The sequence below is a fragment of the Actinospica robiniae DSM 44927 genome (assembly GCF_000504285.1).
In the GTDB taxonomy this organism is placed as follows: domain Bacteria; phylum Actinomycetota; class Actinomycetes; order Streptomycetales; family Catenulisporaceae; genus Actinospica; species Actinospica robiniae.
Window position 1 is genome coordinate 3,691,808 of record NZ_KI632511.1, and the last position, 18,641, is coordinate 3,710,448.

Annotated in this window: 23 protein-coding genes; 7 read left to right on the top strand and 16 right to left on the bottom strand. The window is 69.3% G+C overall.

Annotated elements, in window-relative coordinates:
- Positions 1 to 7: 7 nt before the first annotated feature.
- A complete protein-coding gene (locus tag ACTRO_RS15620) occupies positions 8 to 211 on the bottom strand; it encodes a cold-shock protein (protein ID WP_034263805.1) in 204 nt (67 codons plus the stop codon).
- Between the two features lie 243 nt (positions 212 to 454).
- Complete coding sequence (locus ACTRO_RS15625; RefSeq protein ID WP_034263807.1) at positions 455 to 1,060, bottom strand: TetR/AcrR family transcriptional regulator; 606 nt, start codon at positions 1,058 to 1,060, stop codon at positions 455 to 457.
- A gap of 148 nt (positions 1,061 to 1,208) precedes the next feature.
- Here ACTRO_RS15625 and ACTRO_RS15630 point away from each other — a divergent pair, with 148 nt between their 5' ends.
- Positions 1,209 to 2,669 carry an MFS transporter gene (locus tag ACTRO_RS15630; protein WP_034263809.1) on the top strand — a complete coding sequence of 487 codons (1,461 nt, stop codon included), beginning with the start codon at positions 1,209 to 1,211 and terminating at the stop codon, positions 2,667 to 2,669.
- Here the strand turns inward: ACTRO_RS15630 and ACTRO_RS15635 are convergent.
- Positions 2,656 to 3,672, bottom strand: a complete 1,017-nt coding sequence (locus ACTRO_RS15635; RefSeq protein WP_157436240.1) for a hypothetical protein — start codon at positions 3,670 to 3,672, stop codon at positions 2,656 to 2,658. The genes ACTRO_RS15630 and ACTRO_RS15635 overlap by 14 nt on opposite strands.
- 166 nt (positions 3,673 to 3,838) lie before the next feature.
- On the opposite strand from ACTRO_RS15635, the gene ACTRO_RS15640 reads away from it, so the two are divergent.
- The 3 genes from ACTRO_RS15640 (at position 3,839) to ACTRO_RS15650 (ending at position 6,052) form a co-directional block, all read left to right on the top strand.
- Positions 3,839 to 4,423 carry a DinB family protein gene (locus ACTRO_RS15640; RefSeq protein ID WP_034263813.1) on the top strand — a complete coding sequence of 195 codons (585 nt, stop codon included), beginning with the start codon at positions 3,839 to 3,841 and terminating at the stop codon, positions 4,421 to 4,423.
- 43 nt (positions 4,424 to 4,466) lie between these two features.
- Positions 4,467 to 5,132 carry an alpha/beta hydrolase gene (locus ACTRO_RS15645; protein WP_034275037.1) on the top strand — a complete coding sequence of 222 codons (666 nt, stop codon included), beginning with the start codon at positions 4,467 to 4,469 and terminating at the stop codon, positions 5,130 to 5,132.
- Between the two features lie 401 nt (positions 5,133 to 5,533).
- Entirely contained in the window at positions 5,534 to 6,052 is a 519-nt protein-coding gene (locus tag ACTRO_RS15650; protein WP_034263815.1) for a hypothetical protein, read from the top strand.
- Positions 6,053 to 6,131: 79 nt separating this feature from the next.
- On the opposite strand, the gene ACTRO_RS45695 is transcribed toward ACTRO_RS15650, so the two are convergent.
- The 3 genes from ACTRO_RS45695 to ACTRO_RS15665 form a co-directional block, all read right to left on the bottom strand.
- Positions 6,132 to 6,890: a VOC family protein gene (locus ACTRO_RS45695; RefSeq protein WP_157436242.1), complete on the bottom strand. Its 759-nt coding sequence runs from the start codon at positions 6,888 to 6,890 to the stop codon at positions 6,132 to 6,134.
- A 226-nt stretch (positions 6,891 to 7,116) separates the two neighbouring features.
- Positions 7,117 to 7,377, bottom strand: a complete 261-nt coding sequence (locus ACTRO_RS15660; protein ID WP_211244269.1) for a hypothetical protein — start codon at positions 7,375 to 7,377, stop codon at positions 7,117 to 7,119.
- A 364-nt stretch (positions 7,378 to 7,741) separates the two neighbouring features.
- A complete protein-coding gene (locus tag ACTRO_RS15665; protein ID WP_034263816.1) occupies positions 7,742 to 7,960 on the bottom strand; it encodes a hypothetical protein in 219 nt (72 codons plus the stop codon).
- A gap of 175 nt (positions 7,961 to 8,135) precedes the next feature.
- Here ACTRO_RS15665 and ACTRO_RS15670 point away from each other — a divergent pair, with 175 nt between their 5' ends.
- Positions 8,136 to 8,498: a helix-turn-helix domain-containing protein gene (locus tag ACTRO_RS15670; protein ID WP_034263817.1), complete on the top strand. Its 363-nt coding sequence runs from the start codon at positions 8,136 to 8,138 to the stop codon at positions 8,496 to 8,498.
- 262 nt (positions 8,499 to 8,760) lie between these two features.
- On the opposite strand, the gene ACTRO_RS15675 is transcribed toward ACTRO_RS15670, so the two are convergent.
- The 7 genes from ACTRO_RS15675 to ACTRO_RS15705 all read right to left on the bottom strand — a co-directional run bounded on the left by ACTRO_RS15675 (position 8,761) and on the right by ACTRO_RS15705 (position 14,979).
- Positions 8,761 to 9,429, bottom strand: coding sequence for a hypothetical protein (locus tag ACTRO_RS15675; protein ID WP_034263818.1), 669 nt, complete (start codon positions 9,427 to 9,429; stop codon positions 8,761 to 8,763).
- A 271-nt stretch (positions 9,430 to 9,700) separates the two neighbouring features.
- Entirely contained in the window at positions 9,701 to 10,093 is a 393-nt protein-coding gene (locus ACTRO_RS15680; RefSeq protein WP_157436244.1) for a hypothetical protein, read from the bottom strand.
- A gap of 319 nt (positions 10,094 to 10,412) precedes the next feature.
- Entirely contained in the window at positions 10,413 to 10,784 is a 372-nt protein-coding gene (locus tag ACTRO_RS15685) for a hypothetical protein (protein WP_157436246.1), read from the bottom strand.
- Between the two features lie 671 nt (positions 10,785 to 11,455).
- The gene (locus ACTRO_RS15690) at positions 11,456 to 12,139 is read right to left on the bottom strand and encodes a hypothetical protein (protein ID WP_034263821.1); all 684 of its coding nucleotides are present in this window, start codon (positions 12,137 to 12,139) and stop codon (positions 11,456 to 11,458) included.
- 57 nt (positions 12,140 to 12,196) lie between these two features.
- Entirely contained in the window at positions 12,197 to 14,038 is a 1,842-nt protein-coding gene (locus ACTRO_RS15695) for a hypothetical protein (RefSeq protein ID WP_211244270.1), read from the bottom strand.
- A 319-nt stretch (positions 14,039 to 14,357) separates the two neighbouring features.
- Positions 14,358 to 14,576, bottom strand: a complete 219-nt coding sequence (locus tag ACTRO_RS15700) for a hypothetical protein (protein ID WP_034263825.1) — start codon at positions 14,574 to 14,576, stop codon at positions 14,358 to 14,360.
- 178 nt (positions 14,577 to 14,754) lie between these two features.
- Positions 14,755 to 14,979 carry a hypothetical protein gene (locus ACTRO_RS15705; protein ID WP_034263826.1) on the bottom strand — a complete coding sequence of 75 codons (225 nt, stop codon included), beginning with the start codon at positions 14,977 to 14,979 and terminating at the stop codon, positions 14,755 to 14,757.
- Between the two features lie 191 nt (positions 14,980 to 15,170).
- Here ACTRO_RS15705 and ACTRO_RS15710 point away from each other — a divergent pair, with 191 nt between their 5' ends.
- Positions 15,171 to 15,716 carry a helix-turn-helix domain-containing protein gene (locus tag ACTRO_RS15710; RefSeq protein ID WP_211244271.1) on the top strand — a complete coding sequence of 182 codons (546 nt, stop codon included), beginning with the start codon at positions 15,171 to 15,173 and terminating at the stop codon, positions 15,714 to 15,716.
- A 32-nt stretch (positions 15,717 to 15,748) separates the two neighbouring features.
- On the opposite strand, the gene ACTRO_RS15715 is transcribed toward ACTRO_RS15710, so the two are convergent.
- Both ACTRO_RS15715 and ACTRO_RS43370 read right to left on the bottom strand, forming a co-directional pair.
- Entirely contained in the window at positions 15,749 to 16,255 is a 507-nt protein-coding gene (locus tag ACTRO_RS15715) for a helix-turn-helix domain-containing protein (RefSeq protein WP_051450896.1), read from the bottom strand.
- A 51-nt stretch (positions 16,256 to 16,306) separates the two neighbouring features.
- Positions 16,307 to 17,401, bottom strand: coding sequence for a C40 family peptidase (locus tag ACTRO_RS43370; protein WP_051450897.1), 1,095 nt, complete (start codon positions 17,399 to 17,401; stop codon positions 16,307 to 16,309).
- A gap of 255 nt (positions 17,402 to 17,656) precedes the next feature.
- Here ACTRO_RS43370 and ACTRO_RS45700 point away from each other — a divergent pair, with 255 nt between their 5' ends.
- On the top strand, positions 17,657 to 17,992 hold the full coding sequence (locus ACTRO_RS45700; protein WP_211244272.1) for an ankyrin repeat domain-containing protein: 336 nt from the start codon (positions 17,657 to 17,659) through the stop codon (positions 17,990 to 17,992).
- A gap of 86 nt (positions 17,993 to 18,078) precedes the next feature.
- Here ACTRO_RS45700 and ACTRO_RS15730 read toward each other — a convergent pair whose 3' ends face one another.
- Positions 18,079 to 18,618, bottom strand: coding sequence for a hypothetical protein (locus ACTRO_RS15730; RefSeq protein WP_034263830.1), 540 nt, complete (start codon positions 18,616 to 18,618; stop codon positions 18,079 to 18,081).
- Positions 18,619 to 18,641 lie beyond the last annotated feature (23 nt).

Genomic DNA, 18,641 nt, shown 5'->3' on the forward strand with positions numbered 1-18,641 from the left:
TCGGCTATTAGGCCGGACGGATGTTCTCCGCCTGCGGGCCCTTCTGGCCCTGGGTGACGTCGAACTGGACCTTCTGGCCCTCGGTCAGCTCACGAAAGCCCTGGGCGGCGATGTTCGAGTAGTGGGCGAACACGTCCGGGCCGCCCCCGTCCTGCTCGATGAAGCCGAAGCCCTTTTCGGAGTTGAACCACTTAACGGTGCCTGATGCCACGGGGTGTTGCCCTTCGTCATACGAGAATCTTCCAGACAAGTGTGCCACGGAACGCCGCGGTCGGCGGCAAATACCCGGGGCTCGCGAAACCAAACCGCCCCGCATGGAGCCGACCGCGACGCCCCGAACCCCGCGCTCGTGGCGGTCCTCGCCGCAAACTCCCAGCTCAGCGCGCCGTGGAGCTGGTCGCGGCGGACGCGTCGCTGTTGAGAAAGTAGACCTCTAATTGAGCTGACCGATGTCTCAAACCGCGTCTGGTCCGGCGAGCCGCAGCCGCAGCAGGCGGTCGACGAGCCCGTCGACGTACTCCGGCGTGAGCGGGCCCATGCCGAACAGGACGCGGACGTACATCGGAGCCAGCACGTGGTCCAGCACGCCGAACGCGTCGGGAGCGGGCTCGCCGCGCTCGCGGGCGCGATCGAGCATGGACTGCAGCTGCCGGCTGCGCTCGGCGAGCAGTTCGTCGCCTGCCTGGACACCCTGCGGACCGGAGTTCGACAGGGCGACGGCGAGGCGCAGCAACGCCAGGCCGTCGGGCCCGGTGATCTCGCGGGCCACGGCGGCCGCGTATGTGCGCAGGTCACCGGCCAGGCTGCCGGTGTCGGGCATCGGCGAGCGCTCATTGAGATAGGTCAGCGCCACGTCGGCGAGCAGGGCTTCCATGCTGCCCCAGCGGCGGTAGATGCTGCTGTCGGCCACGCCCGCGCGCTCCGCGACGTCGCCGACGGAGAACTTGCCGTAGCCTCGCTCGCTGATCAAGTCGGTGACGGCTTGATGCACCGCCGCGCCGACGCGGGCGCCGCGCCCGCCGGGTCGCCGGACCCGCTCCCGCTCGTCCTTGCCTTCCATGCCGCCCACCTTAACGCAGTTACTTCTTGCGTTTGCGAGGCGCGCCACCGTATAGTCCACTAACGCAGTCATTGACTGCGTTAGGGCGTCGCGGGGAGGTCGACCACATCGGTCGTGAAGCGGCGCCGGCTATCGAGAGGAACCCTGCATGGCTGCATCGCCCGCGTCCGCCGGCAGCCCGAACCGGGCCGTGCTGCTCACGGTGACCTGCCTAGGCCAGTTCATGGTGCTACTCGACAACACGATCGTCGGGGCGGCCCTGCCCGACATGCAGCGCCGGCTGCACACCCAGCTGACGGGTCTGCAGTGGATCGTCGACGCGTACGTGCTCCTGGTCGCCATGCTGCTGCTGTCCGGCGGTGTCTTCGCCGACCGGTTCGGCCGCAAGCAGGTGTACCTGGCCGGCGTGGCGGTGTTCACCGCCGCCTCGGCGGGGTGCAGCCTCGCGCCCACCGTCGGCTGGTTGATCGCCGCCCGGGTGCTGCAGGGCGTCGGAGCCGCGGCGCTGAGCCCCGCTTCGCTGGCCCTGCTCGCCGCCGCCTATCCCGTGGCGCAAGAACGGATCAAGGCGATCGGGCTCTGGGCCGGGCTGAGCGGGATCGGGCTGGCCGCGGGCCCCGTGGCCGGGGGCCTGCTGATAAGCGCCTTCGGCTGGCCCGCCATCTTCCTGGTCAACCTGCCGATCGGCGTGGTTCTTCTGCTGGCCGGCCTGCGCAGCCTTGAGGAGTCCCGCAACCCGAGCGCCCCCGCGATCGACGTTCCGGGGACGGTGCTGTCCGTCCTGGGGATGGGGACGATGACCTACGGGCTGATCGAGGGCGGTGCCCGCGGCTGGACGTCGCCGATGATCCTGGCCAGCTTCGCAGCCGCCGTGATCCTCCTCGCCGCCTTCCTCGCCGTCGAAGCGCGTCGTTGCGCACCGATGCTGCCGCTACGGCTGTTCCGGCAGCGGCTGTTCACCGTGTCCAACACGGCCATGGTCATCGTGGGGTTCGCGCTCATGGGTTCGTCGTTCTTCTTCTCCCAGTTCTTCGTGGACGTCCAGGGCAGCTCGATCCTGCGTGCCGGCCTGGAGACCCTGCCGTTGTCCGCCGCGATGGTGATCGTCAGCCCGTACGCGGCTCGGCTCGCCATCCGGTACGGCTTCCGCATCGTGGTCACCATCGGCCTGGCCCTGGCCGGCGTGGGACTGCCGGCGCTCGGCATGGTGCACGCCGACACCGGCTACGGGAACGTGTGGTGGCGGCTGGCAGTGGTCGGCGTCGGCTTCGCCCTGACCATGTCCCCGCTGACGGGAGCCGCCATCCAGGCCGTCAATCCGCAGGAAAGCGGCCTCGCATCAGGGATCAGCAGCACCACCCGGCAGATCGGCGCGGTGCTCGGCGTGGCGGTACTCGGAGCCATCGTCCGTACCCGCCAATCCGGCGGCGCCTCCTTCGAGGCCGGCCTCGACAGCGCCTTCGTCGCCGCCGGCGCCATCACCTTGGCCACCGCCGTGCTCACCGGCCTGTGGCTGGCGAGGTCCAAGCTCGTCGAACCCTCGGCTGCGCCGCACCGCTCCCCCGCTCCGGGTGCGACCACCACCTCGGACAAGGTCAGATCTCGATGACGTACCAGACGCTCGGGTCGTCGAACTGCATCCACATGCGACCGTCGCGGCAGACCTTTCGCTGCGCCCAAGCCCGAGGGCGGCTTCCGTCTGGCAGGAGCAGGGGCGAGTCCCCGGACACCTCGATGGGACCGCCGTCAGTGTGCGCCAGCGTGATCGTGTAGTGGCCGCCCGTCTTGGCGGGGCCGCCCGCGCTGGCGACGAAGGCGAGAGTGCCGCCGGCGACCATGACGCCGTGGGCGTAGCGGACAGGTGTGCGGCGCACGCACCGCACACCGATCTTGTCGATCTCTACCAGAGGGAACGCGGTGTAGGGGTAGGCCCACGTGTACTTGAGTCCGACGTTCAGCGCATAGCAGTCCACCCAACTGCCCGGACCCGACCCGTCGAGCGTTGCATACCAGGCCGGCTCCCCGTGGGAAGTCCAGCGGATGAGGCCGGGCGTCGACATCGTTGCCCGGTGTGGCTTTGGCCGGTGCCTCGGATCACCTGCTCGTCGGGGGTGCCCGCTGGGAGGCAGGAGTGCACAGATCGAGGCCTCGTCGAAGTACCCGATCCAGATCTCGCCCGAAGCGTCGGTCATCAGGTGTTCGATGCCGTCGCCGGCGTGGAAGGTGCTCGTGGTGCCACCGTCGGGACCGATCACCCGCGCGTTGTGCGGGATCTCGGCCTCCAGCTCCTCGAGCGTTCTCGCCACGGGTCCGGAAGGCATCTGGCAGCGTGCGCCGGCCAGGACGAAACCGTCCCCGAGAGTGTCGATTTTCGGGAAGCGCAGGTCGAGCCCGTGGATCTCGACCTCGTACCGGTCATTGCCATCGATCACGACGGCAGTCGCGTCGTAAGGCGCTGTCAGTGGGACTCGCTGTGCGCACGTCACATCGGGATCGACAAGCAGAGCGACGATCCGCCCTCGCGCATCAATGGTGGAAGACGCGACTTGCCGACCGGAATAACACTCAGGCAGCGCACCCCAGACCCGTAGTCCTGCCGTGTGCCCGTTCACCGGGCGGGACGAATGTCCGTTCCTTCATTCATGGCGCGATCATCGCGGATTCACGATCCCCTCCGCAAGGCCGAAAAACCGCAACCTTGTGTGGATGCGGACGACCCCCGACCCGGCAATCAGCTCCGGTTGAACCCACCGACGCACCCTGACAGGCTCATGACCCATGATCGACGAATTCGCGAAACCGTACCTGCACAAAGGACTGCGCCGGCACCGCGAGGCGCTGCTCTGGAAACTCGACGGCCTGTCCGAGTACGACGCCCGCAGACCTCTGACAGCGACCGGGACCAGCCTCCTCGGCCTGGTGAAACACGTCGCCACCATCGAGGCCCGGTACTTCGGCGAGGTCTTCGACCGCCCTTCCCCGGAGCCGCTGCTCCGGTGGCAGGACCACGACGGCAGCGACCTGTGGGCGACCGGGGACGAGACCCGCGAACAGATCATCGACTTCTACCGGCGCACCTGGGAACACTCGGATGCGACGATCGACGAGCTTCCCCTCGACGCCCCCGGCCACGTGCCGTGGTGGCCGGAGCCTCATCCCAACACGAACCTGTTCGCCATCATGATCCATGTCATCGGCGAGTCCCTCCGACATGCCGGGCACGCCGATATCCTGCGTGAAGGCCTCGACGGCCGGACCGGGGTGCGCGCCGAGCACGAGGAACGGATCGACGAGGAAGCCCGCGCGGCCTACTACGCGAAGATCGAGCAGGCCGCCAGGATGGCCACACTGAACAAGGCTTGACCACAGTCGCGTGGCCCGTTCGCCAGTGAGGGAGACGGTGACCATGTCCATCGCCGGAGAGCTCGTCATCGAGACATTCGCATACGACGGCGGTCGGCAGGTCACCGTGTACGTCCCGCCGAGTACGCCCGAGGCAGTCGTTTTCGCCGGTGACGGTCAGTTGATCGGACAGTGGGGTGCAGTTCTCGAGGCAGCGGCGGACTTGCCGCCCACGATGATCGTCGGTGTGCACCGGTCGTCCGACGAGACGCTGCGGCTGCATGAATACTCGCCGGGCTTTGATCCGGAACGGTTCGCGGCACACGAGAAGTTCTTCGTCGAGGACGTTCGCCGATGGGTGTCCTCGCACTTCGCACTCACGCTGCCCGCCGAGCGCACCGCGGTGCTCGGAGTCTCGGCCGGCGCGGAGTTGGCGCTCGCTCTCGGGCTTCGGCACCCGAATGTCTACGGTGCGATCTTCTGCGCCTCGCCGGGTGCCGGCTACCGTCCCTCCGGCGCGCTGCCGAGCTCGCTTCCGCGCGCATACTTCGTTTCCGGCACCTTAGAGCCGTTCTTCCACGAGAACGCGACACGGTGGGCCCTCGCGCTGCGCGATGCAGGTGCGGACGTCGTGGAGACCGAGCGAAACGAATCGCACGGCGGGCTCTTCTGGCAAGAAGAGATTCCGCTGATGGTGGCCTGGGCGTTCGGGCATACGTTCGGGCATTGAGCCGAGCTCGGCGGCGTCCCGGAGAACCCCGTGGTCATCACCGGGTACTACGCCACCAAAAAGCACAATCCCACCAGAGGCTGAAGAGAATACGGACAGAACGGCCGCAGTGCGCTGCAAAGCCGGGTTTCCTCCATGGGCGGATATGACTCGGGAAGTCCTCCGCTTCCGCCGGCGGCGTGGTGTCGCGCCCTATAAGTGGTGGCCAGGCCCATCAGCGGATCTTTCGCGGAGCTCTCACGCAGTGCGGATTCCGGCCACTGCACCGCCTGCGGGCCATATCTCCGCGGGACAAGATCTTCCTCTACAGTGTATTGATATGTGATTCTTACTGGACGCACCTTTTTGCGCTGCTTAGGCTCCCGATTCGACATCAGGCCACACTCTTTGGAGGTTCGTCGATGCGAGCAGTCAGGCGGCGATTCGCAGGTGCCCTGGCCACGGCGGTCGCCGTGTCGGGCACCGTGCTGGCGCTCCCGGCGCCGGCGTACGCCGCCTGGGGCGTCACCGACACCATCTCGCTCCAGGCGTACGGCACCAGCGGATACGGCGTCGTCACCGACGTCGGCAGCGTCAGCGGGTGGGTGCAGTTCGACGACGGCGGGAACACCATCCAGTACTCGCTGACCATCTGCCGGCAGTCCGGCTACGTCTGGCCGTACCTGAACATCGGCGCGGACGCGATCGAATCGCCGCAGGGCCAGTGGACCGACACCCCTCTGACCACCATCGACATGCCGCAGGGCACGCCCGTCTCGACGTGCTGCGGCGGCGGGGACACGATTACGGGCACCGCGACGGCCACGAACCCGTGGAACTTCAACTTCACGTTGGTGGGCGGGTACTTCGACAGCTCGACTTACAGGTTCTCCAACGTCACCGACAGCGAGGCCATCGCCGACCCGTACCACGTCCCGTAACTCCGGGTAGCTGCGGACGGATCGGGTCAGTGCTCGACCAGCCCTTGCCATGCGGCGAGGGCCGGGTCGTGCAGCGCTGTCAGCCCCGTTCCGTGATGCGCAGGTAGTAGCCGGCCGGGTCGTGGACGCGGAAGTCGGTCAGCCCCCACGGGCGCCGGGTCAAGTCCTGCTCGAGCGGATAGCCCGCCGCCCGCACCTGGCTGTGCACCTCGGCCACGTCATCGACTTCGAGCACGATCTCGACACCCGTCGGCACCGCACGCGCAGCGCGCTCGACCGGATGCCCGGCGAGGGCAGCGCCGATGCGCACACTTCCGTGCTCGACGGCTGCGTAAGGAGAATCCGAGCCGCGCTGATCGGCCGTCAGCACGAAGCCCAGGACAGCGGTATAGAAGTGCACGAAGGCATCGAGATCATCCGGGAAGACCTCCACACGCAACGTCATCCCCTGCCGCGCGTCCATTTCCCCGCGATCGTCAGACATTCGACCCTTGCCTCTCATCCGCCCGTCGGCTCCACGCCACGCCACGCCACGCCACGCCACGCCACGCCAGGGTACTTTGCGGCACTGTAGCGGCGTGGTCTTACTGATCCTCGCCTCGGCATTGCCCTGCTGCGCGCTCTCGATGCGCAGCTGGACGCGCGGCTGGAAGCTCGGTGGCATCGTGGCTGCTCTGCTCGTCGCTGCGGCACTGGTCGATTTCCGGGTGATCCTTTCCGCGGCGCGGGTCACCACGCTCGTGGTCTTGACCTTGGCGACGGCAGCCACAGTGGTGACGAACTGGGTGCTGGAGCGTCGATCGGCGGCACCTCGTCGGGCATGGAACGTCGTCGGCACGGCTCTGTCCTGGGCGTACTGTGGCGCGATCCACGGGCTGGGAGGGCGGCGAAAGCTGCCGATCCGAGGGCGTTCCGCTGGATCGGAATCAGGAGTGCGTGACCGTCGGGATCGTCCACGGCCAGGTGAACATGGAGTTGGATGACTCAAGCGGCTGGTAGCGTCGCTCGCTGCCAGGCGCGCAGCAGGCTGACCCCTCCAGCGGATGGAGATCAGCCCGACAGGCTCAGCTCGAGAAGATGGAGAGTACCGCGCCGTCGATCTCGATACGCCTGATGCGCCGGGTATCGCCCCTTCGCAACGCTTCCAGGCAGCGCTCGAACAGTTGCAGTTCCGTCTGATCCAGCACGGCTGTGGCGAGGTCGAGGACCTGTTTGACGTTCTCGTCGGTCAACTCGGCGGGCAGTTCGCCCGAAAGGAGCACGACGGATTCTCCGGAATGGTTGCGCACGACAGCGGTGGTGGAGCCACCTCGGACGACCAGCACCTGCGACCCCCTTGACTCGTTCGGGCGGCGAGGTGTTTCCGATGGCGCGCTAAGCGTCCCACCGCCGCGGCAAACTTTTACTTTAGCGGCTCTCACGTCATCTCGTGGCGTATTGCCCGACGACGTTCCGCCTGGTGTAGTGCTACACGGGTCTGCCGATGAATCTTCTGATGCCACCGGGTGAGCCATCGTCTCTTTGCCTGCCTCGTTCACCTTGTTCGGTTTGCCCGCCGACTTGCTCCCCTCGTCCGCCGCGACGGGCGTCCGCCGCCATCGGACGGCGGACGGCATACGCCCCGCTGCACGGGCCCACCGCGGTGAAGAAGGAAGCCGCGATGGGCCCGCACAGCGGGGCGCGCCGGGCTTACTGGGTGATGCTGATGGACTGGGCGGCCTCGCCGGCGGCGGTGGCGCCGAGGGACTGGTAGTTCGCCGCCACGGACAGGTTCGTCGCGTCCACGTTCGCGATGTGCTTGGTGACGTTGACGTTCCGGGTGAAGCTGAACTTCAGCGTGCCGAGGGCCTCACGGCCGGGGAGCAGTTCGGCCGACTCGGTCGCGAGTTCGTCGATGGTGATGCTCATGGGATCCTCCTTGCCGCGCCGGGGGCGCGAGGCGTCTATTCTTACAGAACGAATCGTCCGGTCTGGACGAACGAAACACTAGCGGCGTAGCAGCGGCACGTGCAAAACGACACGCCGAGAACCCGATCCGGCCCCCCACGCCGGATACGCACGACTCAAGGCTCGAGGTATCGCCATGGCCGAGGTATCCCATCCACTCCAAGCCCTGCTGCGTGAGCGGTTGGCGGAGAAGCGCTGGTCCTACGGGGACGTGGCGCGGCGCGGAGGGATTTCGAAGTCGACGGTGCATCATCTGGCGACGGCCGAACGCCCGGCTCAGATGCCGCAGCCGGCGACGCTGCAGGGACTGGCGCGGGGGCTGGACCTGCCGTTGGAGATCGTGCGGCGCGCGGCCGCGCAGTCGTGCGGGATCTACGTGTACGACCCGGCGCCGGAGCCCGAGGTGGACATGCTGATCGCGAGTCTCCAGCAACTCTCGGCGAAGGACCGCCGGCACGTCGTCGCCCTCGTGGCGTCCCTGTTGGAGGGCGGGGAGTGAGCACTCGGGGAGAGTCAGAGTGTTTCGGCGCCCTGGCCTGGGCGTCGGCATGGGGCCTGGGCCCGGCGCATGCGCCGGGCCCAGGCCCCATGAGTTCGATATCGGTTGTGATCGGGAACGCTGCCGCTCCCGCCGGGCGACGTGCGCCGCGCCCGGCGGGAGGGCGGCGGTCTTCCGCAGCGGCCTGATGGCGACGGGAGCCTTTCTCCCGGCCGGACGAACCGGGTTCGGCTCGCGGTTCAGCCTCGCTGCGGTCGTTCTCCTAGCGGCGGCCCCGGGAGCCGTGTCCGCCGTGGCCGTGCCCGTCCTGGCCGTGCCCGTGGCCGCTCTGCCCGTGGCCGCGGCCGCTTCGGCCGTGCTCATCCCCGTGCCGGTTGCCGTGCCCGTGCTGGTCGACGACGCGGCCGACGTGGTCGATGCCGTAGTCGGAGGTGCGCACGTGCCCGCGGTCGGGCGGGCAGTCGCGCCGGTCGTCGCCGGCCTGGTGCACGGTGTAGCTGATCGTGGAGAACACGTCCTGCTCGGGGCGAATGCCGACGCCGCGGTTCGGCGGGCAGTCGCGCCGGTCGTCCCGCAGGACAACGGCGGGACGGGTGTGTCCTTCGTCGATACGAGGTTGTCGGATGGCACTGACAAGGGGCAACACACCGTAGTTCTCGTCGTGGCCGCGCGTGCGATCGGGCGAGCAGCCGCACGGGTCGCCGTCCAGGAAACGGGTGGCGAACTCGGCGTTCGGCGCGAGGCGGGCGTCGAAGGAGCGTCGCATGCCGTTGTGGCCGGCCACATCCGGGACGTAGGCCGCGATGCGCGCGGTGTGCTGCGGGGTGAAGGCGTCCGCCTGGGCGGGAGCGGCGATCGCACCCACCGAGAAGCCGACTGCGGCCGTGAACAGCGCGCCGGCCGCGATACGCCGAGGCGTGGATTCTTTCACAGGTGTTCCGTTCTCTTCGTTCACTGATGTCCATTAAACGAAGCATGTCCGCTTTGGACTATGTCAGTACGGAATATACCCGTGACTCTCACGATCTCAGCTACAACCGCCGCCCTGTCGAGGATTTTCACCTGTCTGCATCAGTGCTCGTCAAGCATTGATTCCGCCCTGGTTTCCACATTTCACGGCTTTGCATTGATGAAATCAAAATGTCGGCCAAGGCCCGCGATCAGCCCTCATCCGCCGACGGGCAGACCTTTTCCGTGCCACCTCATTTCCCCGGCGTGGCGTGGCGAACCGTCTCGCGTTTATCAAATCCGCCCGCGCCACCGCGATGCGGCGCGGGTGAACTCCCGACTCCGCCGGCCGCGGCGCTCAACGTCGCGGCCGCGAGCAGCACGCCGAGGCCGCCGGCCGTGAAGAGGCGCACGCGCCGGCGGATCCGCGCGAGGCGGCGGATCCGGATCAGGCCGGCGGCTTGCGGGCCTGCCGCGCCGATCCGCGCCATCGCGTCGCGCAGCGCGGCTGCGAATTCGACGGGGCCGTAGTCCGGCCCCGTGGTTCCCTCGGCGGGGCCGCCGCGCCGAGGTGCCTGGGATCCTTCGCTCATGCGGCAGACCTGCCGGGGTAGCTGCGAGCGAACGCGGAGGGGATTGGATTCCAACGCTCTCCTACCTTCCGGCGCATCTGGAGAGCGCGTGCTGCCGGCAGTCGGTCCGGTACCACCGCACCGCCCACCGGCATCCGGTACGCCGCACGTCCCCGCAGGCGCATCTCCATACCCAGCTCTGGTCCGGGATTATTCGATACATCGTCGTCGCCCCCGCTCTCTCCGGGCATCACCTTGTGCCCGGTTCGGTGTTCCTGAGCGACGGGCGGATGCGCTTCGGCATCATTGCCCCCTCCGATCCTGCTTGTGTCGGGAAGAAGTTCTCGCGCGCCCGGGACTTCTCGTGCGCGCTGGATCGTTCTCGGCATCGTGGTCACCCCTGGTTCGCGGCGAGGACGGCGAAGCAGACCACGGTGCTGAGCACCACGAAGATCAGGACCGCGGTCGCACGCCGCCGCTCCCACTGGTTCTCGGCCGCCAGCGAGAGCGCCGTGACGAGCAGTTCGATGTCCTCGCGCAACGGCAGCGGCGAGATGGCTTCGACGGCCGCCCTCATGGCCGGCCTGTCCGGCCGCCGGAGCCACCGGCCCAGCCTCAGGGCGCGGAAGCGGTCCGAGGCGATCAACTGCCCGGCCAGCTGACGCGGCGTCAGGCTGCGGGACTTGGGGACGGGATAGGGCGCGTACTGCAGCAGCCGGGCATGGAAACAGTCGGAATGGGCCGGCTGGCGAGGCCAGTCGCGCACCACCTGCTCCAGGACCGCGGTGATCTCCCCAGGCGCGTTCCGCCTCCTACGCGCGGTACGCGGTGGTTCGGCAAGCGCACTCGTCGCCACGGCGTTCGGGCGTGGCCTCCATGACCGCGGAACACGGCCGTTCGTTCCCTCGGACAGCACTTCTACACCTCTGGTCGTGGGGCTGAGATCGCGTCTCGGGCACGGGTCCACAGCGCGGCGATGCGATGTGTCGCACCGCTCTTCGGCGCGCTGTGCCGGGCTCGGTGGCGCGCGGGCGATGGCGGGGACGATGGCGGGGACGGCCGGGCGGCCGATGGCGCGGGCGGCCGGGTCGCGGCCGCGGCCGGGGTCTGAGCCGGGGCCGCCGGCCGGGGCGGAACGGCGGCCGGAGGGCGGACCCCGGCCTCCGAGCCCGCGTCCGCCCTCGGCCCGGGATCCGAGGTCAAGACCACCGGAATGGACAACACGCTCGAAGGGCGCGCGCTCGAGGGGCGCCTGCACGCTTTCATGCCCTGGCCTCCGGCCGGGGTCGCGCCGTCGTCTGCGATCACAGTCGCTTCCGTGGGGTGAGGAGTGAGGAGCCTTACTTCGTAGAGCGGAGCGCGAGCCCGGCCGCGGCGGAGGGTTCCGCCGCGGCGGCGGCTCGGGCGTCGAGTCGGGCGAGCGTGGAGGGTGCGGGCTCAGCCCTGGTGGAAGACGCGGTGCATGGTCACCAGGGGATCGTCGGACTTCGCCGCGGGCTGGGCGTGACCGGCCGCGGCCGCGGCGGACGCGGTCCGCAGCAGCGCGGTCACCTGGGCGGCGAGAGCGTCGGCGTCGGCCTTGATCTGCGCGATGGACGCATGCGACGTGCTCAAAGCATTGAGCTCGGCGTGGATGTGCTGAAGCTGCGCCTGGGCCTGCGGGCTGAGCGTGAACGCGACGGGCGTGGAGACGACGAACTGGTAGGCGCCGGCGAGGGTCTCGCAGCCGTCGCAGTGCACGTTCTCAGCGCTGCTGAGGTTCAGGGCATTGAGGTGCACCTGCTCGCCCGCCATGGTCACGATCTGGAAGGACAGCGCGATCGAGCGGCACGGAGAGCGGTCCGAGCACCCGATGGACTCAGCCTCGGCCTGGTTGCGGACGCTGCCGGCGAGGACCTCGCCGTACTGGTGCACGTCGAACGAGGCGCTGAACACGTCCCGGTGTCCGGGGTTCGCCAGGGCGTGCGCGCCGTCCGCCGCGACGCCGACGCCGGCGAACGCCTGGGCGGCACCGGTGGCCAGGACGAGCGTGCCGAGGCACGCGGAGGCCAGTACCCCGTAACGCAACATGCCGCCGCGGGCGGTCGCGGCACGGTGTCGTGTGATCTTCTCGGTCTTCATCAGGATGCTCCTTGTTCCTTGTCGGTCGGATTCGGTTCGGTCGGCGTGGTCTTGGATTCAGGTGCCGCTGGCGATCGGGCTGGCCGAAGACGCCGTGGGCGGCGGGCTCGGCGTCGCCGAGGTGGGCGGCGGCGAGCTCGCCGAGGGCGTCGCCGAGGTGCTCGGCGCGCTCGAGGAAGCGAGCCCGGACCCCGAGGTAGAGGGGACGGGGTCCGGGCTCGCGGTCATGGAGGGGTGGGCCCCGGACGCCGTCGCGGTGGCGGCGGCGGACGGGCTGTGCGTGCCCGACGCCACGATGCCGGGGAAGTGCACGGTGGCGGAGGGCGTGGCCCCGGGCCTCGAAGCCGGAGAGACACCGGAGGCGGGGACGAGTGTGGGCACACCCGGCTGCAGGACGGGTACCAGCGGGGGCTGGGCCGGGATGGGCTTCGGCGTCAGGCCGGCCACCCAAGCCGTGCCCAGCGCGCCGACCAGAACCAGCGCCGAGACCGACATCGCGATCCGCAGCCGCGGACGCTGCGCGGTGGAGCGGCGCGCGGCGCGGATGAGCCGGCCAGTCATGCGCACGGACAGGTAGACGGTGCCGGCCAGCGGGAAGATGAGCATCAGGGAGCCGACGACGCCGGCCAGCCCCGCCGCGATCTGCCCGTGCCCCAGCGCCTCACCCGTTCCCTCCACCTGCTGGGCGAGGGACTTCGCCCCCGTCGACAGGATTCGCGGAAGATTCCAGAGCGCATAGCCGAGATCCGCGGCCAGCAGCGGAACCATCGTGGCGACCCAGACGGTGACGGTGATCCGGGCCGAGCGCCGCAGCCCGGCGACCTCGGGCGCCACCGGACGGCCCGGGATCGCGCTGCGCAGGATCGGGCCGATCTTGCCGTACAGGTCCGGCACCCCGGCGAGGTCGCCCAGGATGTAGTACCCGTCCAGCCGCACCGCGGGCATCAGCTGCTCGAGCACCTCGAAGTGGCCCACGTAGATCGCGCTGAGCAGGAACGTCTGCCCGCTCAGCCCGTAGCAGCCGTAGAGGAACAGCATGAACACGACGTTGAAGTAGATCCCGCCGAGGTCCGTGCGGATCCGTCCGCCGCGCCCGATCCGGTAGACGTCGGTGACGTCGGTGTACATCGACGGCCAGATCAGGAACAACCCGCAGCCGATGCAGCCCGGGCAAGCCCCGCTGTACCGGCAGGCCGAGGCGTGTCCGAACTCGTGGAAGAAGAGCGAGGCGACCGTCAGCGCGAAGACCGCGAGCATGAGCACCGGCTGGTCGAGCACGGCGAGCACCGGGGTGATCGCGCCGTGGAAGCCGAAGAGCCACACGTCCATGGCGACGGCCGCGAGCAGGACCACGGCCACGACGAGCGGGTGGTGCAGCCAGGCGAGGAGGCGCGCGATCACGCCGACCCGCGGCTCGTCGAACAGGACCTTGTGACCCTTGAGCGCGAGCAGGAGATCGCTGCGCGGAGCCACGACCTCGTCGTCCTCCTGGCCCCAGGGCACGATGATCCCGAGCGGGATGAGCTTCTCGTCGATGAGGAAGAAGACGTTGCCCTCGCTCACCTCCCGGCCGTACTCGCCGCTGACGCGGTGTGAGATCGCCTCGGTGTCGCGCACACCGTCCGCGGCGCCGGCGACCAGGTAGAGCAGCCGGGAGAGCTGGACGACCTGCCCGTCGCCCCGGCGGGCGATGTAGCGCGGCTCCGTGAGCCCGGACCCCTGGTACTCGCCGTGCAGGCGCAACCCCTGGCTCCGCCTGGGCGTGGGGAATACCGGGTCCGGCACCGGTTCCTGCGGGATCCGGGACTGCGGGATCCGGGACTGGGGCAGCCACGGGGTCGTGGCGAAGCCGCCTGGTCCCGGAATGGACGCCTGGGGTGTCGTCCCCGTGGCAGTCATTCTGGCTCGATCCTCCACAAACTCGTTCGACGGCGCGCGTCACGACCGGCCCGGACGGCTGCGGATTGGTGGTGTCCGCCGGTGCCGGGGCCGGTGCCGCGGCCTCACTGGACGGCTGTGGGTGCCCCTGGACGCCGCGGCGCCGGGGGTGGGCGCGCGGTGTCGGATGGTGTCTCGGATGCGGTTGCCGATGCCGGGTCCGTGCGGTCTCAACGGACGCGGCGAGCGAGTTCGACAGCCGGCTGCGATGCTTGCCCGCCGAGGCGGCCGGCGGCAGTCGTGCCTGCCGCCGGGCCGACTCGGCGGGCCCACGCCGCCGTTACTGGTGGATGCTGATCGTCTGGCCCGCCGCCGACTCGGCGTCCGCGCCGCACGACTGGAAGTTCACCGCCGCGGACAGGTTGGTGGCGCCCACGTTGGCGACGTGCTTGGTGACGACGACGTTCTTGGTGAAGTTGAACTTCAGCGTGCTCAGCGCCTCACGGCCCGGCAGCAGCTCGGCCGACTCGGCGTTCAGCTCGTCGATGTTCATGCTCATGCGAATTTCCTTTTTTCAGTCGGGGAAGTCAGGGAAGTGGAATAAGACGAAGGGGTTTCGGGGAACCCGGAAATGAAGTACTTTCGAGAACGCGCGGCATCGAAGAATGGCGCGTCTGCCGCAGGCCGCGTTGCGTCGCGCCCTGCGACCCTGGAGCCGCCGCGCGGCCCCGCCCCGACTACTGCGTGATGCTGATGGTCTGGACGGCCTCGCTGGCCGCGGTGGCGCCGGCGGACTGGTAGTTCACGGCCTCGGACAGGTTGGTGGCGTCCACATGTGCGACGTTGACGTGCTTGGTGACGTTGACCGTCTTGGTGAAGCTGAACCGCAGGCGGCCCAGCGCCTCACGGCCGGGCAGCAGCTCGGCCGACTCGGCCTCGAGCTCGTCGATCTTGATGCTCATGGTTTCTCCTTGCCGCGCATGCGGCGCTAAGCGTCTAATCTTGCCGAACGAATCGTTCGGTTTGGACGAACGAACGCTATCCCCTAAACCCGGCACATGCAAACGACACGCCCATCACCCCGGTACAATCGCCATGAGCGGAAGGGGATGGATACGTGCCAGCAGCGCGCGCGGGTCGAAACAGAATGAGTGTGGAGTCGAGCCCTGCGAACGGCCGTGGACGTCCTCGATCGAGCTCTCATAGCGAAGGCGCCGCCTCGGCCGTCCCGGCGACCGCTCCGACGACCGAGGACGCTGAGACGCCCAACCCGCTGCGGACGCTGATGCGCCAGCGGATGGAGGAGAAGCGCCTGTCCTACGGGGAGGTGGCGCGGCGCGGGGGCATCTCCAAGTCGACCGTGCATCATCTCGTCTCCGGGGAACGGCCGGTGCGCATGCTGCAGTCCGCGACGCTGCGCGGCCTCGCCCAAGGCCTCGAGCTGCCGTTGGACGTGGTCCGGCGCGCGGCCGCGCAGTCGGTCGGGATCTACATGTACGAGCCCGCGCCCGCGCCCGAGGTGGACCTGCTGATCGCGAGCCTCCAGCAGCTCTCGGCGCGGGACCGCCAGCACGTCGCCGCCCTCGTCGAGTCGTTGCTGCGGCACAGCCGGGAGGCCGAGGGGGACGAGGATGAAGGCGGGTACGAAACCGAGTCCGAGCCCGGAGACGGCGACGAGGACGAGGGCCCGCAGGCGTAGCCGCAGCCGCACGCGGGCGCGGCTACGCGGCGTCACGGTGTCTGCGCGCCGTCCGACGTCGTTCGACGCCACCGGACGCCCTCGTCCTCGAGGATCCGCAGCAGCTGCGCGCGGCCCACGCCGATGCCCTCACCGCGCACCGCCTCGGCCAACGCGTCCAGGGTCCAGTGGTCCGCGGACGCCGCCTCCGCTGCCTCCCCCACGGCCGCCGACACGCCCGGACCGCCGGCGGCGAGGGCCGCGATCCAGGCACGCTCCTCCCGGCTGACGGCGGGTCCGCGCCCAGGCCTGGGGACGTCCACGAGCCCGTCGATGCCCGCGGCCCGGAAACGGGCGCGCCACTTGCCCACCGTCGGTATCGAGACGCCCAGCTCCTGGGCGATCCGCATGTCGGTTGCGCCGTCCGCACTCGCCAGCACGATCTGACAACGCAGCACATAGCTCTGCCAAGCCTGCGCCACTCGGACCGCTCGGAGCAGCTCCGCCCGCTCCGTCGCCGTCAGCGTCAACTCGGCCTTCGGGCGCCCTCTGCCCGCCATACGATCCACCCCGTCCAGGTATCCGTGCTCTCGCGACTGCGCACGTGCCGGCTAGGCGGTGACCCGGCCCACGCGCACGATCGGGCCGACGGTGAAGACGTTGCCGTACTGCACGTCCTCACCGGGCCGTGGAGCGTGGACGACCAGTCCGTTGCCCACGTAGACGGCCACATGCGCGATCGCACCGCCGTCGTAGCTGTAGAAGACGAGATCGCCGGGCTCGAGCTGGGAGACGCTGACCGCGGCCAGCATCGCGGCCTGAGCGGCGGCGTTGTGCGGCAGCGCGACCCCGGCCCGCGCCCAGGCCGCCATCGTCAGGCCCGAGCAGTCGAACGCGTTCGGTCCGGCGGCACCGTAGGAGTACGGATCGCCGACCTTCGACTCCGCATACGCCACCGCGGCGGCGGCGCGCGCGTTCGGAGCCGTCGCGGTCAGATGCACCCGTCCCGGATCCACCCCCTGCCCGGCCGCGGAGACGGCCCGCTGCCCGGCGCTGCCGAGGGCGTCGAAAATCGCCTCCGCCCCCTTCGCCGCGGCCAGTGCCGCATCCTTGCGGCCCTGCGCGGCGTCGACGGCCGCCTGCTGTCGGGCGAGGTCGGCCCGCACGAGCGACTGGTCCGCGGCGAGCCGCGCCTCGTCCTCGGCCAGTGATCGCAAGGCCCTGGTATCCTCGCCGGCGATCTCCTCGCGGACCAGGGCCGCGTTCAGGTATGCGGCGGGGTCGTCGTCCAGGACGAGCTCGAGGCCGGGCATCGCACCGCCCCGGTACTGCAGCGCGGCTTGAAAACCGAGCGTCCGTTGGAGAGCGTCGCGCGCGCCGATGTCGGACGAGATCCGCGCCTGAAGCGCGTCGATCCTCTGCTGAAGCTGCGCGGCCTGCGCAAGAGCCGCGTCGTAGGCCTCGTCCGCGGTCGCCGCGGCGTTCAGCTCCTGCTCGTACGCGGCGGGCGAGATCGGCTCCTCCGCGTCGGCGTGCGCGTCGATCTGCCCCAGCAGCGGGGAGATCAGCGCGCTCGCCCCGACCGCGAGCGCCGTGAGCGTCCTGCGGGTCGGGTACGGATACGGATGCGGACGGGCCGGGTGCGGGACGGGAGTCGGGTACGTGGGCGGACGGGTCGGGTGCGTGGGGGGACGGTGAGCTGACATGCGGTCCTCTTCCGATGACGCCTAGCCGGAACACAGCTCACGGTCCTGCGGCGGGAAGTCGCGCAGGAGTCACCCACGGGTGAGAGTGAGAATCCCGGTCCTGCCAGGCGAATGGGCCCCAAAAGGGGATGGAGGTCCGCGGTGCACGAGCCGCGGTCACGCTGTGAACGCCCGCGTCGTCGACGCGCGGCGCAGATCTCCGCCCCGAGGCCCCGAGCCCCGCCAGCGCGGACATCTGGACCGGACTCTAGCCATATGCCCGGACCCGTTCAAGTTCTTCGCGATAAGCGCAGTTCTTCCGCGTTTCCCGGGGCGCCGGAGCGAAGATCCGAACCTCACGATGCCGGTCATGACGTCGAAGACGATAACGGTGACGGCTGGACCCTGCTCCGTCACGCGGTAGACACCGAGATCGACGGCCACGACCAGACGGGTAAGCCGCTGCATGTCGATGTCACCGCGCTGCTCCTTGCCCGTGGGGCGGACCCGTTGCGTAGCGCCGATGGCGTCACAGTCGTCGCCGAAGCGGAACGGCGCGGACATTGGTTGGCGGCGGAGCTCATGAACGCCTGGATCGGCCGGTCACGCTGAGCTGCCGACTTGTGAGGAAGAAACGTGCGGCCTCTCTGACCTGCCCGCTTGGTCAGGCATCCTGGCGGCAACAACGCAGGTGGCTGTCACAAGCACACCCAGCAGTACAGCCCATCGCCACGGGCACGAGCCATGCGAGCCAGTTCGGCAAGCTGCTCAAGAAGACCCGAGATGCCTTCCACGTCAACCTGACGATATGGCGATTCGGCCTCGACCCACTCAGCCGCAGCGCTCTGAAGATCGCCCGGGGTCGAACAGGCGAGGCTGTCGCTCACCTCGGCACTTATTGAGAGGACCAGCCGCTCGCCACCATCCCTCTCGGCGACCACAACATCGCCCAGCTTGTCGAGAACTTCGGGACCTGCGCCGGTCAGCAGCGCATACACGGCACCAAGATCCGCTACCGGGTCGAACCCCTTCGTGAACAGTGCAGGAATGCCTGCGTCGGATACGCGGACCGTCGACTTCAGGAATCGGCGCGCGCCCTCAAACCCGTACTTCGCCACCAGGTCGCGAAACGGCATCGGCAACTGGGACAGTGGGCCGCCTGGACCGCCAGCCAGGTCGATAGTCGCAGCGGCGGCGGCGTCCGAAGGCGCCGCGAAATAGTCGTACATCACGCCCATGGCGAGAGCTTCCCAGGCTCTGC